This window comes from Enterobacter cloacae complex sp. EB5 (assembly GCF_031432835.1).
In the GTDB taxonomy this organism is placed as follows: Bacteria; Pseudomonadota; Gammaproteobacteria; order Enterobacterales; family Enterobacteriaceae; genus Enterobacter; species Enterobacter hormaechei_C.
Genome location: NZ_CP133860.1, coordinates 2985763 through 3004730, shown reverse-complemented (window position 1 = coordinate 3004730; position 18968 = coordinate 2985763). Strand labels below are relative to the sequence as shown.

Annotated in this window: 10 protein-coding genes and 3 tRNA genes; 6 read left to right on the top strand and 7 right to left on the bottom strand. The window is 56.8% G+C overall.

Annotation, left to right across the window (positions count from 1 at the left end; all coding sequences use genetic code 11):
- The first annotated feature begins 3 nt into the window (after positions 1-3).
- Entirely contained in the window at positions 4-1209 is a 1206-nt protein-coding gene (gene csdA, locus RHN82_RS14375; RefSeq protein ID WP_047050215.1) for a cysteine desulfurase CsdA, read from the top strand.
- Positions 1209-1655: a cysteine desulfurase sulfur acceptor subunit CsdE gene (csdE, locus tag RHN82_RS14370; protein WP_047050217.1), complete on the top strand. Its 447-nt coding sequence runs from the start codon at positions 1209-1211 to the stop codon at positions 1653-1655. Before csdA ends, csdE begins: the two co-directional genes overlap by 1 nt.
- On the opposite strand, the gene tcdA is transcribed toward csdE, so the two are convergent.
- Positions 1646-2452 (bottom strand): tRNA cyclic N6-threonylcarbamoyladenosine(37) synthase TcdA, encoded by an 807-nt coding sequence (gene tcdA / locus RHN82_RS14365; protein ID WP_047050218.1) that lies wholly within the window; start codon positions 2450-2452, stop codon positions 1646-1648. The genes csdE and tcdA overlap by 10 nt on opposite strands.
- Positions 2453-2527: 75 nt before the next feature.
- On the bottom strand, positions 2528-3625 hold the full coding sequence (mltA, locus tag RHN82_RS14360) for a murein transglycosylase A (RefSeq protein ID WP_047050219.1): 1098 nt from the start codon (positions 3623-3625) through the stop codon (positions 2528-2530).
- A gap of 208 nt (positions 3626-3833) precedes the next feature.
- Here mltA and RHN82_RS14355 point away from each other — a divergent pair.
- From RHN82_RS14355 to RHN82_RS14345, 3 genes are all read left to right on the top strand, one after another.
- Positions 3834-3910, top strand: a tRNA-Met gene (locus tag RHN82_RS14355).
- Between the two features lie 171 nt (positions 3911-4081).
- A tRNA-Met gene (locus RHN82_RS14350) sits at positions 4082-4158 on the top strand.
- Positions 4159-4202: 44 nt separating this feature from the next.
- A tRNA-Met gene (locus RHN82_RS14345) sits at positions 4203-4279 on the top strand.
- A 90-nt stretch (positions 4280-4369) separates the two neighbouring features.
- Here RHN82_RS14345 and amiC read toward each other — a convergent pair.
- Positions 4370-5623, bottom strand: coding sequence for an N-acetylmuramoyl-L-alanine amidase AmiC (gene amiC / locus RHN82_RS14340; protein WP_017382840.1), 1254 nt, complete (start codon positions 5621-5623; stop codon positions 4370-4372).
- Positions 5624-5850: 227 nt separating this feature from the next.
- Here amiC and argA point away from each other — a divergent pair, with 227 nt between their 5' ends.
- Positions 5851-7182 (top strand): amino-acid N-acetyltransferase, encoded by a 1332-nt coding sequence (gene argA, locus RHN82_RS14335; protein ID WP_015571744.1) that lies wholly within the window; start codon positions 5851-5853, stop codon positions 7180-7182.
- A 33-nt stretch (positions 7183-7215) separates the two neighbouring features.
- On the opposite strand, the gene recD is transcribed toward argA, so the two are convergent.
- The 4 genes from recD to recC form a co-directional block, all read right to left on the bottom strand.
- Positions 7216-9036 carry an exodeoxyribonuclease V subunit alpha gene (gene recD / locus RHN82_RS14330; RefSeq protein ID WP_047051806.1) on the bottom strand — a complete coding sequence of 607 codons (1821 nt, stop codon included), beginning with the start codon at positions 9034-9036 and terminating at the stop codon, positions 7216-7218.
- A complete protein-coding gene (gene recB, locus RHN82_RS14325) occupies positions 9033-12575 on the bottom strand; it encodes an exodeoxyribonuclease V subunit beta (RefSeq protein ID WP_047051807.1) in 3543 nt (1180 codons plus the stop codon). Before recB ends, recD begins: the two co-directional genes overlap by 4 nt.
- Positions 12572-15454, bottom strand: a complete 2883-nt coding sequence (gene ptrA, locus RHN82_RS14320) for a pitrilysin (RefSeq protein WP_047051808.1) — start codon at positions 15452-15454, stop codon at positions 12572-12574. Before ptrA ends, recB begins: the two co-directional genes overlap by 4 nt.
- Before the next feature lie 139 nt (positions 15455-15593).
- On the bottom strand, positions 15594-18968 hold the full coding sequence (gene recC, locus RHN82_RS14315) for an exodeoxyribonuclease V subunit gamma (protein ID WP_047051809.1): 3375 nt from the start codon (positions 18966-18968) through the stop codon (positions 15594-15596).

The following is an 18968-nucleotide window of genomic DNA, read 5'->3' as shown; positions in this document are numbered from 1 at the left end:
CCCATGAACGCTTTCAGTCCTGCGCAGTTTCGCGCACAGTTTCCTGCGCTGGCCGATGCCGGCATTTATCTTGATAGTGCTGCCACGGCCCTTAAACCGCAGGCGGTGATTGAGGCAACCCGCCAGTTTTACAGCCTGAGCGCCGGGAACGTGCACCGCAGCCAGTATGCCGACGCGCAGCGCTTAACGGCGCAATACGAAGCCGCACGGGATCAGGTCGCGCGCCTGATCAATGCTGACAGCGGTAAGAACATCGTCTGGACGCGGGGCACCACCGAGGCCATTAACATGGTGGCGCAATGTTACGCGCGTCCGCTGTTGCAGCCCGGGGATGAGATCATCGTCAGCGAGGCGGAACACCACGCCAACCTGGTGCCCTGGCTGATGGTGGCCGAACAAACCGGGGCACGGGTTATAAAACTCCCGTTGGGTGCAGACTGCCTGCCTGACGTGGCGCGTCTGCCTGAGCTGATTACGCCGCGCAGCCGTATTCTGGCGCTGGGGCAGATGTCCAACGTCACCGGCGGCTGTCCGGATCTAACGCGTGCCATTGAGATTGCCCACGCCAGCGGTGTGGTGGTGATGGTCGACGGTGCGCAGGGTGTGGTGCATTTTCCGGCTGACGTTCAGGCGCTGGATATCGACTTCTATGCTTTCTCAGGGCACAAACTTTACGGGCCAACCGGTATCGGCGCGCTGTACGGCAAACCTGAACTGCTGGCCCGGATGACGCCGTGGCTCGGCGGCGGCAAGATGATTACCGAAGTCACCTTCGACGGTTTTAAAACGCAGGATGTGCCCTACCGCCTGGAAGCCGGTACACCGAACGTGGCCGGGGTTATCGGCCTGAGCGCGGCGCTCGAATGGCTGGCAGAAACGGACGTGGTCCAGGCTGAAAGCTGGAGCCGGGGTCTGGCGACGCTGGCGGAAGAAGAACTGAAAAAACGTCCGGGTTTTCGCTCGTTCCGCGTCCAGGATTCCAGCCTGCTCGCCTTTGATTTCGCGGGCGTGCACCATAGCGACATGGTGACACTGCTTGCCGGATACGGCATTGCCCTGCGTGCCGGACAGCACTGCGCCCAGCCGCTGCTGGCGGCTATTGGCGTGAGCGGTACCCTGCGCGCCTCGTTTGCACCGTACAATACAAAAAGTGACGTCGATGCGCTGGTTTCCGCCGTCGACCGCGCCCTGGAATTACTGGTGGATTAATGACAAGTTCAGCTTTAGCCGGACACCCGTTCGGCACCGTTATTACCGAAGAGACGTTAAAACAGACCTTCGTCCCGCTCACGCAGTGGGAAGATAAATATCGTCAGCTGATCCTGCTGGGTAAACAGCTGCCCACGCTGTCAGACGAGCTGAAATCACAGGCGAAGGAGATCGCAGGCTGCGAGAACCGCGTCTGGCTTGGGTTTAGCGTATCCGGTGAGAATCTGCATTTCTTCGGCGACAGCGAGGGACGCATTGTTCGCGGTCTGCTGGCGGTGCTGTTGACCGCAATCGAAGGGAAACGCGCCGCAGAGCTGCTGGCGCATTCTCCGCTGGCGCTGTTTGATGAGCTGGGACTTCGCGCGCAGCTTAGCGCCTCGCGCGGTCAGGGACTGATTGCGCTAAACGACGCGGTGCTGGATGCCGCCCGCCAGGCTCAGGCCTGACGGTCCGCCTTCGCCATCATCTTCTTCAGGGCGTGAGAGACCGCCACAAAGCCGAAGGAGGCGGTCACCATGGTGGCCGCTCCAAACCCTGAGGCACAATCCATCCGCTTTGGCCCTTCCGCCGTGCTTTTCATTGCACAGACCGAACCATCCGCCTGCGGATAAACCAGCGCTTCTGTCGAGAACACACAGTCCACGCCCAGCTTGCCTTTGCTGTTTTTCACCACGTTGAAGTCGCTTTTTAAGCGCTCGCGCAGCTTAGCGGCCAGCGGATCCTGAATGGTTTTCGCCAGATCCGCCACCTGGATCTGCGTCGGATCAATTTGTCCACCCGCACCGCCCGTTGTCACCAGCGGCACCTTGTAACGACGACAGTAAGCGATCAGCGCCGCTTTTGGCCGCACGCTGTCGATGGCGTCAATCACATAGCTGTAGCCTTTGCTCATGTACTCCGCGACGTTATCTGCCGTCACAAAGTCGTCGATCACCGTCACCCGGCACTCCGGGTTGATGAGACGAATACGCTCCGCCATCACCTCGGACTTCGCCAGACCAACGTTATCACGCAGGGCGTGGATCTGACGGTTAGTGTTAGTGACGCAGACGTCATCCATATCAATCAACGTAATTGCGCCAATGCCGGTTCTCGCCAGCGCTTCTGCCGCCCACGACCCCACGCCACCAATGCCCACCACGCAGACATGCGCATCCGCGAACAGTTGCAGGGCTTTTTCACCATATAACCGTGCCGTGCCGCCGAAACGCTGGCGCCAGGCATCGCTGATTACCACAGACATAAAACCTCAGATGTAAAAAGGGTGAGGTATTCCTCACCCTGAACCGTAATCCGTCTTGTGCTCAGAATACCACAATCAGCCGCTGAATACGTTTCCGGTACCCGGCGCTGTCTTCAGCACCCACACGCGTCCGTAGTGGTTATACCAGCCTGCACGGTGGCCGGCATCCGGGCCGATGCCCTGATAAATGTCGAAGTGCTGGCCTTTGATCGCCCCACCCACGTCCAGCGCCACCATCAGGCGTAATTCATACTTGCCGTTGAATTTGCCGTTGTTGTCGAGGAGTGGAACTTCCGCCAGCAGCGTGGTACCCGCCGGAATAATCGAACGATCCGATGCCACAGAAGCGCGGCCAATCAGCGGGACGGCGCTCGCCCCTTTCACCGGCGCAAAGTTCTGCGGTTTGAAGAAGACAAACGATGGGTTCTGCTCAAGCAGCTCACGCACTTCCGCTTCGCTGTGTTTTTCGCCCCACTCGCGGATCGCCTGCATCGACATATCTTCTCGTTTCACTTCGCCACGGTCGATGAGCACCTTACCGATGCTGCGATAGGCATGGCCATTTTTCCCGGCGTAGCTAAAGAAGTTCAGCGGCGAGCCGTCGCCAAAATCAATATAGCCGCTGCCCTGCACGTCCATAATGAAGTTGTCCATCAGCGAGTTGCTGTAGGCCAGAACATAATTTTCGCTCAGCGCGCCGGCGTAGATCTCGGCGCGGGACGGCAGACGACCGCGTTTCGGCGGCATACGATAAATGGGATACTGGAACTCGCCCTGGCGTGTGTGTCGCGCCTGGACAACCGGGGTGTAGTAACCGGTAAACTGGACGTTACCGTAGTTATCCGCCCCCTCCATCTGCCAGGCATCGATACCAAACTGGCGCATATTGCGGGTATCACCGCCTGCACGCAGCCAGTCCTGGACGGCGCTATAGACGTTGTTCTGCGAACTGTATAAACGCGGAGAAGCAGTGCGGATCTGGTAGACCTGCTCGGAGAAGTCTCCGGCATTGATCGGAGCGCCCACGGCGTCTGGCTGGTTAACTAAAGAGAAAGGCTGGGATAACTTCCCGTCTTTATACTGTTGACCGCGATCGGTCGGTTTGGAAGAGCAGGCCGCAAGAATCGCCACCATTGCGCCTGTCATCAGATACTTCGCCCAACGTCCTTTCATTATATCTCGTCTTTTAGTTGCCCAATTCCGCGAGATGAAGATAACAAACCCACCGTGTTAATGAAATGCAATCGCCTTCCCTTTGGCAAATTTTGCACAAAAAATAGTCCAAAGTGGCTTTTGCCGTTCATTTTGCATACAAAATAATGAATTATGTGAAAAAGGGGTTGCATCACAAACCTATCCGAGTATAGTGCGCTTCCACGGACGCGGGGTGGAGCAGCCTGGTAGCTCGTCGGGCTCATAACCCGAAGGTCGTCGGTTCAAATCCGGCCCCCGCAACCAATTAAAATTTGATGAAGTATCTTCTACGACAGTAGAAGTTTTTGCGAAGTAGTTCGAATCACAGCAAGGCGACGACGCAGTGAATCCTTAGGAACTTACTCCAGTAAGTGACTGAGGTGAACGAGGAAAGTCAACGCAGATGTGGTTTGAAATACGAAGCAAAAAGACGGACGCGGGGTGGAGCAGCCTGGTAGCTCGTCGGGCTCATAACCCGAAGGTCGTCGGTTCAAATCCGGCCCCCGCAACCAATCAAATTTGAAGAAGTAAGTTTCTACAAGTGTAGAAAGACGGACGCGGGGTGGAGCAGCCTGGTAGCTCGTCGGGCTCATAACCCGAAGGTCGTCGGTTCAAATCCGGCCCCCGCAACCAACACTTCTTAAAAACAATAAACACCCTGAAGGGTGTTTTTTTGTATCTGGCGTTTGTGAAAGTGCCGGGCATGATACCCGGCTTAATGCCCTACCCCCGCCGCGCCAGCGTTTCCCCGTCTGAGAAGTAGGCCCGGATCCCCGCCAGAATCGACTCCGCCACTTCCTGCTGGAATTTAGCCGTCTTGAGCTTACGTTCCTCTTCCACGTTACTGATAAACGCGGTTTCGACCAGAATGGATGGAATATCTGGCGCTTTCAGTACCGCAAATCCGGCCTGCTCGACGCTGTTTTTGTGCAGCTTGTTGACCCGGCCCAACTTGCCCAGCACCGCTTTACCAAACTTCAGGCTGTCGGTAATGGTCAGCGACTGCACCATATCAAACATCGTATGGTCGACGTAACGGTCGCCACTTTTGCTCACGCCACCAATTAAATCCGAGGCGTTCTGCGTGTCCGCCAGGTATCTCGCGGCGGTACTGGTTGCCCCTTTCGTTGACAGGGCAAACACTGAAGATCCACTCGGCTGGCGGCTGGTGAAGGCATCCGCGTGAATAGAGACAAACAGATCCGCGCGCTGCTTTTGCGCTTTTGCCACGCGGACCTTCAGCGGGATAAAGACATCTTCGTTGCGCGTCATGTAGGCGCGCATATTGCCCTCTTTGTCGATCAACGCCTTCAGACGACGGGCAATTTGCAGCACCACATCTTTTTCGCGGGTACGATATTTCCCGACGGCGCCGGAATCTTCTCCGCCGTGGCCAGGATCGAGCATGATCACAATCGGGCGATCGCGCCCCGCCTTGCCCGGCTGTGGACCACTTTGCGCTGGCGGAACCTGGCTGTCGAGATCGCCTTTGTTGTAATCCTCAAGTAATGCCAGGAGCGGATCCTGAATATCCGTCGCATTCGCCGGATAGAGATCCATCACCAGACGCTCCTTAAAGGCGGCAACAGGCGCAAGGGCAAAGAGCTGCGGTTTCACGTTCTGCTTCAGCTCAAACACCATGCGCACGGTTTGCGGATCGAACTGCCCGACGCGCGCCGATTTGATAAACGGATCGTCGCCACGGATCTGAGCTGCCATGCCTTTAAGCACAGAGTTGAGGTTCACACCTTCGAGATCAACCACCACACGTTCAGGATTGCTGAGGGCAAATTGCTTGTATTTCAGCACGCGATTGGACTCGACCGTCACGCGCGTATAGGTCGACGACGGCCAGACGCGCACCGCGACTACCTGGCTTGTGGCGGCAAGACCCACCTGGCTGACGCTAAGCAACCACATCGCCCCGGCCCCTTTTAACAGGCGGCGGCGGCTTATTGCTGAATTGGATCCCGACATGCTTCTCCCGAGCAAGAAATCTGATTGATGAACAAAACGCCCAAATTGACCGAAAACTTTAACGAATGACGCATAAACTGTCATCTATAAAAGGGTAAACAATCATACGTTAACGCACGGATTACTTATTATTTTCTGTGGGTCGCAGAAAATTTAGGCTTGCACACGCGGCCACAATCGAATAAAAATACAGAAATTACGAATAAACATTCACTAAGGGTTGTGTCATGGTTAAGGAACGCAGAACCGAACTGGTCCAGGGATTCCGCCATTCTGTTCCCTATATCAACACCCATCGGGGAAAAACGTTTGTCATCATGCTTGGCGGCGAAGCCATTGAGCATGAAAACTTTTCCAGCATCGTCAATGATATCGGCCTGCTGCACAGCCTCGGCATCCGTCTGGTGGTGGTGTATGGCGCACGTCCGCAAATCGAAGCCAACCTGGCCGCTCATCACCATGAGCCGATCTACCACAAACATACCCGCGTGACGGACGCGAAAACCCTCGAGCTGGTCAAACAGGCGGCGGGTCTGTTGCAGCTCGATATTACCGCCCGCCTGTCGATGAGCCTGAATAATACGCCGTTGCAGGGCGCGCACATCAACGTGGTGAGCGGCAACTTTATCATCGCTCAGCCGCTCGGCGTGGACGATGGCGTGGATTACTGCCACAGCGGCCGCATCCGCCGTATTGATGAAGAAGCCATTCACCGCCAGTTAGACAACGGCGCGATCGTCCTGATGGGGCCCGTTGCCGTCTCCGTAACGGGTGAAAGTTTTAATCTGACCTCAGAAGAGATTGCCACCCAGCTGGCCATCAAGCTGAAAGCGGAAAAAATGATCGGCTTTTGTTCCTCACAGGGTGTCGTGAACGATGAGGGCGTGATTGTGCCAGAACTTTTTCCGAATGAAGCCCAGGCGCGCGTCGAAGCGCTGGAAGCAGAAGGCGATTACTATTCCGGTACCGTGCGTTTTCTGCGCGGCGCCGTTAAAGCGTGCCGTAGCGGGGTGCGCCGCAGCCACCTGATCAGCTATCAGGAAGACGGCGCGCTGTTGCAGGAGCTGTTCTCCCGGGACGGGATCGGTACGCAGATCGTCATGGAGAGCGCCGAGCAGATCCGCCGTGCCACCATCAACGATATCGGCGGCATTCTGGAGCTGATCCGTCCGCTGGAACAACAGGGCATTCTGGTTCGCCGCTCCCGCGAACAGCTGGAGATGGAGATCGACAAGTTCACCATCATTCAGCGGGATAACCTGACCATTGCCTGTGCGGCGCTTTATCCGTTCCCGGAAGAGCAGATTGGCGAAATGGCATGCGTCGCCGTGCATCCTGATTACCGTAGCTCCTCACGGGGGGAGCTGCTGCTTGAACGCGTGGCGGCACAGGCGCGCCAGATGGGTCTGAGCAAGCTGTTCGTGCTTACCACGCGCAGCATTCACTGGTTCCAGGAGCGCGGCTTCACGCCGGTGGATATTGATTCCCTGCCGGAAAGTAAGAAAGAGATGTACAACTACCAGCGCCGCTCGAAAGTGTTAATGGCGGACCTGGGATAACAGTCACCCTCTCCTGCTGGAGAGGGCGTTCACTCAGACAGATTCAAATATCACGCTTAATCCGCTTCTGCGCTCAGTACGGGTGGCTATCGCCTGACTCAACACGCGCTCATCCGCATACAGCGACAGACGCTGGCGCGCACGGGTAATGGCGGTGTAGACCAGCTCGCGGGTCACAACCGGCGACAGCTGGGTCGGCAGGATCAGCGCCGCATGGTTGAACTCGGAGCCCTGAGATTTGTGTACCGTCATCGCCCATGCCGTTTCATGCTCTGGCAGGCGGCTGGGCTGGACGGACTTCACGCTGCCGTCCGGTAGCTGGAACCAGACGCGCAGTCCGTTACCGCGATCGAGCGCAATGCCGATATCGCCGTTGAACAGCCCCAGCGCACTGTCGTTGCGGGAGATCATCACTGGCCGGCCCTCATACCATCGCGAATGCAGCTGACGGTTAATTTTGCGCTTCTGCACCAGCAGCTGCTCCAGCCTGTCGTTCAGGCCCGTTACGCCAAACGGCCCTTCCCGCAATGCGCACAGAAGCTGGTATTCGCCAAATGCGGCGATGACCTGCCCGGGCTGACTGCGTTGCTGCACGCAGCTCAGAAAATGCTGGTATCCCTGGAGAGCCTCCTCAAGCATAGCCTGATACTCTTCCCCGCTTTGCAGCGATTTCTTTTCAATGTCAGTGAAGGAACCGTCAAACACCGTACGCGTGGCGTGCCTGTCGCCACGGTTGACCGCCGCAGCCAGCTGGCCGATGCCGGAGTCGCTGCCGAAACGGTAGCTTTTTTGCAGCAGGCACAGGCTGTCACGCAGTGCGCCCGCGATCGGCGTGTGATCGGGTTCAAGCGAGCAACCGGTCAGACGGGCGAGCTCCTGCGCCCGCGCGGCGGTATAACCGTAACTGGCGTAGGTACAGATATCTCCCAGCACCGCCCCGGCTTCTACAGAGGCGAGCTGGTCGCGATCGCCCAGGAAAACCACGCGCGCATGGGGTGGCAGCGCATCGATCAGGCGCGACATCATAGTCAGGTCGATCATGGAGGCTTCATCCACCACCAGCACGTCCAGATGCAGCGGATTACCCGCATGGTAGCGCAGCCGCTGGCTACCCGGCTGCGCGCCGAGCAGACGGTGCAGAGTACTCGCTTCACCCGGGAAAAGCGCAAGCTGCTCCTGAGTGAGCGGCAGCTGTTGCATCGCGCCGCCCAGTGATTCGGTCAGACGCGCCGCAGCCTTCCCGGTGGGCGCCGCCAGACGAATACGGCATCGCTGCTCGCCTGAAAGCTGTATCAGGGCTGCCAGCAGCTTTGCGACGGTCGTTGTTTTCCCCGTTCCCGGGCCGCCGGATATCACCGAGATCCGCCGCGTCAGGGCGACGGCTGCCGCCACTTTCTGCCAGTCAGTGGCCTCACCGGAGTCAAACAGCCTGTCCAGCGTCTGACGAAGCTGTGCTTCGTCGCAGGGAAGCGGCGCATTGGTCTCACTAAAGAAACGCGCTACCGTCAGTTCGTTTCGCCACAGGCGGTTCAGGTATAAGCGCTCCCCCGTGAGGATCAGCGGTGCCTGGTTGTCTCCCGGCCCGACGGCTGACGATTCACGCAAAATTTTCTGCCAGTCCACCCTTTCCCCCAGCAGCGCAAAGCAGGACTGGAGGACAGGCGGCATTTTCTCGTCAACCATCAGGCGCGAGAGCGGCAGACACACATGCCCCTCTCCGGCGTCTTTACTCAACAGGGCAGCGGCAAGCATCACGGCGGGCTGGTCAGCGGCAATCATCATGGCAAACTGCACGTCCAGCTGACGCAGCACGCGTTGCTCTACCGCATCCAGCAATAAGTCCTGCATCGTCATGCCATCTCCTCCGCGTTTGCTGCAAACAGGTTATCCATTTTATTAATCAATTCCGCATCCGGACGGGTGCTGAAGATCCCGGAGCGCGGATCGGCAGCGTCGACCCCGCGCAGGAACAGGTAGATGACGCCGCCAAAATGATCGTCGTAGCGGTAATCCGCAATACGGTGGCGCAAATAGCGGTGCAGCGCCAGGGTATAGAGCTGATATTGCAGATCGTAGCGATGCATTTGCATAGCGGCCGCCATCGCCTGCTGGGTATAGGCTTCGCTGTTCTCGCCCAGCCAGTTCGATTTGTAATCCAGCAGGTAGTACCGTCCTTCGTGACGGAAGACCAGGTCGATAAACCCTTTCAGCATGCCCTGCACCTGACGGAAGTTCAGCGGCGGGCAACCGGCTGACAGCGGATCGTACTGACGGATAAGCGCATCGAGCGCGTCGGCCTTAAGCGGGCCTGCGACGGGCAGATAAAACTCCATCTCAACCTGCTTATTTTTGGCCGTTAACTGGCGAAGCGAGAAGCCCTGTGCCGTCAGCGGCGCCTGCAAAATGGCGTTGATCCAGCCAGTGAGAACGGGCTGCCAGTGCGCGTCATAGCCTCCGCTCTGCAACATCTTCAGCACCCACTCCTCACTGACAGGCTGGGTGAAATCAAGCTCTTCAAAAAGGCTGTGCAAAAAGGTGCCCGGCGACGCGCCGCGTGGGAACTGATGCGGAGTTAACGTCGGTTCAACCGGAACATTGCCCACCCCTGCGGCATCCACGTCCAGCTTCGGCATGAGATCCTGCGCAATACTTTGCCCGTGCTGTTGCAGGCCAGAGTAGCTGGTGACGCGCCAGTCGTCGGCAAGCACCCGTGTGATCTGGCGCGCGTTAAGATCGGTCGCGGGCTCTTGCGCCATTTCCCAGCGGCTGTTGTCTGGCAGAGAAGGGATATGCAGGGCGATATCGTCTCCGCAAAGCGACTCAATACAGAGGCGCAACCCCGCCGCATCTTTAGGCTCACCACGCTGAATAAGCCGCCCTAAGGCGCTTAAATGGAAATCGCTCTCTCCTGTTTTCTCCCCGCGACGGCGGAAAACCGGCGCGACGCCCAGGCTGCAATGCCAGACAGAACGGGTCAGCGCCACGTAAAGCAGGCGCAAATCCTCCGCCAGACGCTCCGCTTCCGCCAGCTCAACGCTGGTTTCCGCCTTGCTGAGATCGAGCACCGCATCGAAAGTCTCGCGGTCATGATAATAGGCCTGATCCTGAACGCGGTAGTTGGCGATAAAGGGCAGCCAGACCAGCGGATACTCGAGACCTTTCGATTTGTGAATGGTGACGATTTGCACCAGATGCTTATCGCTCTCAAGACGCATCTGCTGGCTTGAGGCGTTACTGTTTGGATCTGCGATTTGCTGCGCCAGCCAGCGCACGAGGGCATGTTCACTTTCAAGCTGGGTGCCAGCTTCCTGCAACAGTTCGCTGATGTGCAAAATATCGGTAAGACGTCTTTCACCGCCGGATGACGCCAGCATATTTTCGGCAATCTGGCGCCGCGTCATCAAGTCGCGCAGCATCGCCATGACGCCGCGTTTTTGCCAGCGTTCACGGTAATGGACAAACTCTTCCACCACCGCATCCCATGCGTTTTCGTCATGGTTGAGCTCATCAATATCGCGCGCGTTCAACCCCAGCATAGAGCTGGCCAGCGCGCTTCGAAGCGTATTTTCGCGCTCGGGGGCCAGCACCGCCTGAAGCAGCCAGAGCATTTCCTGGGCTTCCAGCGTGTCGAACACGCTGTCGCGGTTAGAGAGATACACTGACGGAATATCCAGCAGCGTTAGCGCATCGCGGATTAGCGCCGCTTCCTGACGACTGCGCACCAGCACGGTAATATCAGAGGCTTTAACAGGATTCGCCTGTTCCCCCTTCCACAGCAGCGCCTCGCCGCGCGCGCCTGCGCTCAGCCAGTCACGGATTTGCGCGGCGCAGTGCTGCGCCATCGCCGCCTGATAGTCGGCAACGCCATAGCCTTCTCCTTCCAGCAGCCAGAAGGTCATGGCGGGTTGCACCGCGCCACTGACTTCGAAGCGCAGGGATGCGTTTTTTGGGGCGGATTTCACCGGCAGGAAAGGGATTTCATTGAACATGAACGCCGTCTCCATACGGCTGAACAGCGCATTGACGCTCTCAACCATCCCCGGCGCGGAACGCCAGTTGGTGTCTAACGTGTAATGCGCGACAACCTCACTACGGGCTTTCATATAAGTGAAGATATCTGCCCCACGGAAGGCATAAATCGCCTGTTTAGGGTCGCCAATCAACAACAGGGCCGTGTCGGGCTGCTGTCGCCAGATGCGGCGAAAAATGCGGTACTGCTGAGGGTCGGTGTCCTGAAATTCGTCAATCATCGCCACCGGAAAACGGGTACGGATCGCGCTGGCGAGCGCTTCACCATTCTCGCTGGACAGCGCCTCGTCCAGGCGGCTTAGCATGTCATCAAACCCCAGCTCGCCCCGGCGACGTTTTTCGCGCGCGACGGCCTGGCGGATCTCCGTCATGGCGCGGGTGATCATCAGGTCATTGAGCGTTAATGGCTCCGCTAGCAGCGCTTCAATCGCCACAAACAGGGGATGCTCAGGCACAATGCCGTCGGCTTTGGTTCGCTCAGTCAAAAAGCGCTGCGAAAATTTTTCCAGCGCGTCCGGAAGCTGGTAGCCCCGCGTCTCCTCCTGGGCCCAGGCGCTGATCTTTTCGATCCACTTCCCCTGGTTCCCACGGTTGAACTTGCGTCTGTCGATGCCTGAGTTTTCGATGATTGCATCAATTTCACCAACCGACTCATTCCACTTCTGCTTAAGCGCGGCAATTTTGGCGACGATCTTTTCATGGCGCGAGGCCAGCGTTTCATCGGCAGGCGGCGGAGATTTAATGACCGGCGCTTCGCCTTGCAGGTAACGGTCGATGGCGCGAAGAAGCTCTTCCGGACCTTTCCACAGGGCGTGAACCGCTTCGGCAATGTCGCGCTGCAACGGATAACAGTGACGACGCCAGAAATCCGCACAGGCCTGATAGCGAAGCTCGGATTCATCTTCAATAAGCTGCTGCTCAAAGAGCATGCCGGATTCAAACGCATTCAGGCTCAGCATGCGCTGACAAAAACCGTGAATGGTGAAAACGGACGCTTCATCCATTTGCCGCTCGGCCAGCAGCAGCCATTGCGCAGCCTGTTGTTTATCCGCAATCTCGTCCAGCAGGCTGGCGTAGAGGGGGTTATCCGTCGTCTGACGCAGACAGGCGATGCGCAGCTCATGAATGTTGCTGCGAATACGGCCACGCAGCTCGGCAGTGGCCGCTTCGGTGAAGGTTACCACCAGCAGCTCTTCCACGCTTAACGGGCGCGAAAAAGCGGCGTTGCCGCCGAGCCCCAACAGCAGACGCAGATAGAGCGCGGCGATGGTATAGGTTTTTCCCGTTCCCGCTGAGGCTTCAATCAGTCGCTCACCCTGTAGAGGTAAACTTAGGGGATCAAGCGGCTCAGCGGTATGGGTCATTCTTTCTTACTCCAGGGCATAGTTTGTTGCAGCGCGCTGACGCTCTTCCAGACGGTCCACTCTTTTGATTTTACGTAGTCCGTTTTCCCGTTCTGGCTGCCAGAAACCTGAGACAGGATGGCCATACCCTGCGGTTTTACCACCGCCTGATGGAAGAAATCGGCAACCTTTTGTGGCGTCAGCTGTTTTATTTCGGCCACTATTTTATCACGCGAATCAAATTTCATATTACCGCGATCAAAATCTTTGCTCAGCTGCGAGGCCTCTTCACCCAGCGTCTGCGGCGGCTGCATCACCTGGGCGATAACCGCCTGCTGGATCTGGGCAAACTCTTCCGGCTTCATGGCGCGCAGTTTTGCTTCCGCCTGCGGGAAGAATGCCTGATAACGTTGCCACAGGTAAGCGGGTTGCTTGTCGCTGCTTTGCAGAAGGAAGCCCAGCCCCCACTGACGGCCCACATTCATAGAGAAAGCGAACACCGCATAGCCCAGCTGCTCTTCGGTGCGCAGCTGGTTGTAAAACCACGGCTGAATAATTTGGCCAAGCACCGCACTCTGGGCAGAGCTGGTAAATTCGTCATAACCGACAGGGACAAACACCGCGGCCAGCGCGGAATCCGTGCTGCTTCCCGCTTTTTCGAAGATCACGTTCTGCTTTTTCTCGACCAGCACATCCTGGTTACGGCACCACTCATCGCCTTTTGAACCCAGTTGCGCCCGGACGTTTTGCGCCAGCGTTTTAGCCTGATCTTCGCTCATATTCCCTACAATCAGGAACTCAGGACGGGTATTGGTTTTCAGCGCATCACGGTAAGCCAGCACCTCTTTTAAGGTGACTGAGGGCAATAACGCGCGGCGATCTTCGCGCTGGAAGTACGGAATTTGCGACAGCATCTGTGCTGGCATAATCGCCTGATCGTAGGCTTTACCCTTCTCGGCAGAATCCATCATCTGGGCATACCAGGACTTAGCCTGATCAAGCTGTTCTTCCGTAGGCGTATAGCTGAAATAACCGTCCAGCAGTGCCTGGAACAGCTGCGGCAAACGCTGGGTATAGCCGTTGGCATTCACCATCAGGCCGTTATTGGCGTTAGTGGAGAAACTAATACCGCCAACGGCAGCCTGATTGCTGAGCTGATCGAGGGCAATACCGGCCAGATAATCGTTAAGCGCAAACAGCACCTGATTTCTGGCGCTGTCCATTGCTTTGGGGTTACGCAACACCACGCTGACATCCGCTTTTGGCTCGTCGGCGAAATAGCGGCTTGGGGTGTAGACCACGCGCAGCGTCGGCTCATCAACAATCAGCTCCGGATGCGGATACGCCTTTGCGGGTTTGATCAGCGAGAAATCGTCCGGGATGTAGGGGTTAAGCTCCGGTAACTTCAGCGCAATTTCCCCGGCCTTTTTCTGCCAGCCCGCGAAGGTCTGTTCGCTGATTTTTTCAACCTGATACGGGGCATCAACGAAGTAGGCCATTTTGTTATGCGGTTCGTTCGGGCTGATATACCAGACGCGGGCATTTTGCGGAGTCATCATCGCCAGACGCGCTTTGAGCGCTCCGGCATCATACTTGTCGGCAATATTTACCGCATCCAGCGTATGTTCCACCGGCACGCGGATCATGGTATCTGCCAGCCACTCAACGTAGTCCATATCACGCGTGATAGAGGGATAGCGGAAATCGAGATCCAGCACGTGCGCCAGCTCGTCAAAGTAGCGTTTATCGACCCCTTTGTCGCGCAGCAGAGAGAGATAACTGAAAATGGCCGCAACGACGTCGTCCCGGTGAGCCAGCCCTTTATCGGTCAGCGTCGCGGAGATGGCCAGTACGCCGCTATTCCCGTTTACGACGGGATCGGAGTCAGCGCGAATACCTTCCACCAGCCCCTGCTTTTGCAGCCAGTCGGAGAGCGTACCCGGGCTGCGGTTGCCGATAAGATAAGTCACCAGCTCGTCGGTTTTGCTGCGGAACTGTGCCGTGTTGTTATCAATACGGAATTCAACGCGTAACACCTTGCGCGGCAAGGCCGGCACATAGTGAATAACAATGCCTTTTTGCGCGTCCGTGACAACCGGCACGTTAATCTGCGGCAGATCGATATTTTTATTTGGCACCCTGCCGTAGGTCTGCGCGGCCATGTTTGCCAGTGTCGGCAACGGTTTATTGCTGTAGATAACCGCTTTCATCAGATTGGCGGAATAGTATTTTTCACGAAACGCATGTAGCGCATCGAGCACCGGGCTACCTGGCTTGTCGCTCAGCGTTTCAAGGTTGCCGCCTGAGAAGCGCGAACCCGGGTGTGCCGGATTGATGGTTTCAGCGCTAACCTGCGCCATGCGCATACCGTCTCGCGTGCGCGCCATCGTCAGTTCGGCGTTCACGGCATTGCGTTCACGGTCAGCGTATTTTTTATCCAGCAGCGGTGCGGCGATGGCATCCGCCAGACGATCCACCGCCCCGTCAAGCGCATCATTTTCCACTTCCAGGTAAAACGCGGTGCGATACGGCGCAGTGCTGGCGTTGTGGCTGCCGCCATGCATTTTCAGAAATTCGGACAGGCTGTCAGGCTGTGGGTATTTTTTAGAGCCCATCAGCGTCATGTGCTCAAGGTAGTGCGCCAGTCCCGGATGGGCGTCAGGATCTTCCAGCGAACCCACCGGCACAACCAGCGCGGAGAGCGATTTCACCGCCTGAGGATCGGAAACCAGCAGCACGGTCATCCCGTTATCAAGACGAATCGCCTGATACTGACGGGTGTCCTTATCGCTCTTACGGATTGTTTCCTTGACAGGTTGCCAACCGGAATCGGCCTGAGTGACGGGAGCCCAAAGGGCGATAAACAAAACAAACGCTTTGAACAAGGTGCTGCCTGGCATTACGACCTCTTTATCACGGCTACATCATTAACAACGTGCGTGCTGGACACGCCAGCATCTCTTTCTTTGGGTACATCAGTCCGTGATAAGAGGTGCATCATAAATGAACACCTCATACTGCGCAATTTTTATACAACGCTCAGGACTGATTAAATTTGTATAACGGTAACAGGTAGCGTTGCGCCTCCTGGGTGATAATGTCGAAATAGTCTGGCTCCAGCGTTCGCCATAAACGTTGATACCAGACATCGTCACCTTCGCCACGTACCATCATGTTCCCTTCGTAGGCCTGCAAAAACTTGCTGCGCGCTTTCTGGAGCGAAGCCTCATCCGTTAACATGGCATCATTCTGCGTGTCATAACAGGCTTTTATCCATGCACCCCCACTTTCAGGCAGCAAAAGCAGAGGTTTGTTCATGCCCTGACGGTAACCTTCAATATAAAGCGACAGATACGTCAACGCCTGCTCAGGCTCCATCGGCGGGAAACGCCATTCGCCGTCCTTACGGACAAACAACCGGCTTTCACCTTCGTGACCACTCGCACTGTAGACAAGATGTTCGAGCCAGAGTTGCAGGCCATGTGAAACGCTGAGCATGGATGGGCGCCAGCGCAGCAGCCCGTCAGACTGCACGTGCGTGAGCCAGCCGCTGAGGTGCATACCGTTACAATCGAGATCGATTTCAATGCTGCTCGCCGGCTGCCGACACGCGATAACGCGGTCAGCAAGCGCTCGCATCTCCTCGCACTGGGCATCCCAGACGATTTCGCCGAATGCACCATACGGAAGTAATCCCGACGCCCTGTAACGTCGGAACAGTTTACTGGCGTCTTCTTCGTCAACCAGCGCATTCAGAAGCTGGGAATTAAGCTTAAAACGCTCCAGCCCATCAAGAATAAACGGTTCCGCATCGGGGATTTCGCTCTCTTCAGAGCGGAAATTCACCTGCAAGCGTTGCTGGAAAAACGCCCGAACCGGGTGCGCCCAAAAGCGCTGTAGCTGCTCAAACGTGAGGGTGTCTATGGCGAGCGGTTCGAGCGCCTGAATAAAATCGGTTTGCGGTGTCCCCGCTTTCTTCGCGGCGGGAAGCCACTCGCGGGCATAGCTTTGCAGTTCATCAGGAACGTAGTTGACAGGATCAAACGGCATACGGCTATGGTGACAGGTGATATGCGCTTTCACCCGACGTTCGCTTTCGTCACAGTTGCAGGCTTCATCGCCCGGCAGATAGTGGCTCTGTCCAATGTAGTCCACCAGTTCCTGCACCAACACAGACGGGAAACGCTCGCTGTTATCCTGAATTGAACGTCCGATATAGCTGATATACAGCCTGCTTTGCGCAGACATCAGCGCCTCAAGGAAGAGATAACGGTCATCATCGCGGCGGCTGCGGTCGCCCCGCTTCGGTTGTGCGCTCATGAGATCAAAACCCAGAGGTGGAAGCGCACGCGGATAAATACCGTCGTTCATGCCAAGCAGACAGACCACTTTGAACGGGATTGAACGCATTGGCATCAGGGTACAAATATTCACCGGCCCCGCAAGAAAGCGCTGGCTGATGCGTTCCTGATCGAGACGTTGCGTCAGCTCATCACGCAGAAGCGAAAGGGGAACCGCTTCGTGATAGTGCGAATTAACCCCCTCATCAACGATGGCCTGCCACTGCTTCTCGATAAGCGCCATAGCGGCTTCAGTTTCGCTGTCCGGCAGGAAGAAGTCATTCAGCATTTCGCGGCAAACTGGCAGCCACTCTTCGAGCGGGCGGGGCTGCATCAACGCACGGCGCCAGCGGTTGAGCTGCATCAGCAGCGAGGCTAAGTGACCAACCAGTTCTGCGATCAAACCACTGGATTCATCGTACGGCAGCACGTCATTCCATTCGCCGTGGATGCTCTCCATTGCATACCCCAGCAGCATACGCGTCAGGCCAAACTGCCAGGTATGCTGGCCGGTCGCAGGGAGTTCGAACTCCTGGACGTTATCATCGTCGATACCCCAGCGGACACCGGATTCGTTGACCCACTGGCGCAGATAGCGCAACCCCTCTTCGTTAATATTGAAACGTGCGGCCAGAACTGGCACATCCAGCAGTGCCAGCACATCCTCAGAGATAAACCGGCTATCAGGCAGCGAAAGCAGGCTGATAAAGGCCTGTAGCGCCGGGTGTGACTGACGAGCGCGACGGTCAGAGATGGCGTAGGGCAGATAGCGGTCGCCCGTTGCGCTGCCAAATACCGCCTGAATAAACGGGCTGTAGCTGTCGATATCCGCCACCATCACCACGATATCGCGCGGCGTCAGGGTTGGATCGTCCTGCAACATGGCCAGCAGGCGGTCATGAAGAATTTCAACTTCACGCTGTGGGCTGTGGCAAACGTGGATCGCGATACTGCGATCGTCAGGATCCAGTTTTCGCTTCTTATCGCTTCGCGCAAACTCTTCGGCAGTGATCCCTGCAACGGCACGGTTTTCCAAATCCAGAATATCAAGCTGAATATTGTGCAGCAGGCTGTCCGGCGTAATATCCGCAAACGCATCCACATCCCCTTCTCCCGAGGAGGTGATTTCAGAAAGCAGATAAATATAGTCGCGTCCGAGCTTGCCCCACGAGGCAAGCAGCGGGTTCGGCAGGTTCTGAATCCCCTCTTCATCAAAAAGCTGCGCCGCATTTTCACTGTCTTTAAACAGCGGCACGGCGCGTTCCTCAAAGAGGCGTTTTCTCTGACGGGTGACCAGCCGTGATAGCCAGCGCGGATCCTGAATATCCCCCCAATAGTGTCGACACGGGTTGGTAAAGAGGATATGGATATCAGTGTGCTTACCGAGCGCTTTTAGCGCGTTCAGGTAGACAGGCGGCAGCGCGGAGATACCGCAAATGAACACGCGTGACGGCAAACGGGCTGGCCGTTCTGCGCTGTTCTCAAGTATTGAGATAAAGCGATCGTACAGGTTAGCACGGTGCCACTTAGGCTGACCGAGTTTCCCGGTATGCTCGACCAGCGCTTTCCAGAGCGGCGCCTGCCAGATTTGCGCTTCCGGTAACCCATCGACTAATTCTCCCGCTTCCCAGCGAATCAGCCATTCTGCACGGTAAACCAGATACTGGTCATAGAGGTCGGCAGTGCGTGAGGCCAGCTGGAAAAGTTTACGCTTATCGGTGTCGTCATTCAGGTAGTGCCGCAGCATGGCAAACTCATCATGCGCCAGCATGTCCGGCAGCAGCGTCATCAGTTTCCAGGCCATGCTTTGTTTGTTGAAGGCGCTCTGCTCAGGGATATCCGGCAGGACGCGAACAAACATCTCCCAGATAAAGCTCGCGGGCAGCGGAAAATCGATGTTCGCCGCAATGCCAAATTTCTGCGAAAGGGACATTTGCAGCCACTGCGCCATACCGGTGCTCTGCACCAGCACCATTTCTGGCTCAAACGGATCGTCAAGACGCTCTTGCTCAACGATATACTCCATCAGTGCTTCCAGCACATCCAGACGATTTGAGTGGTAAACCCTTAGCAT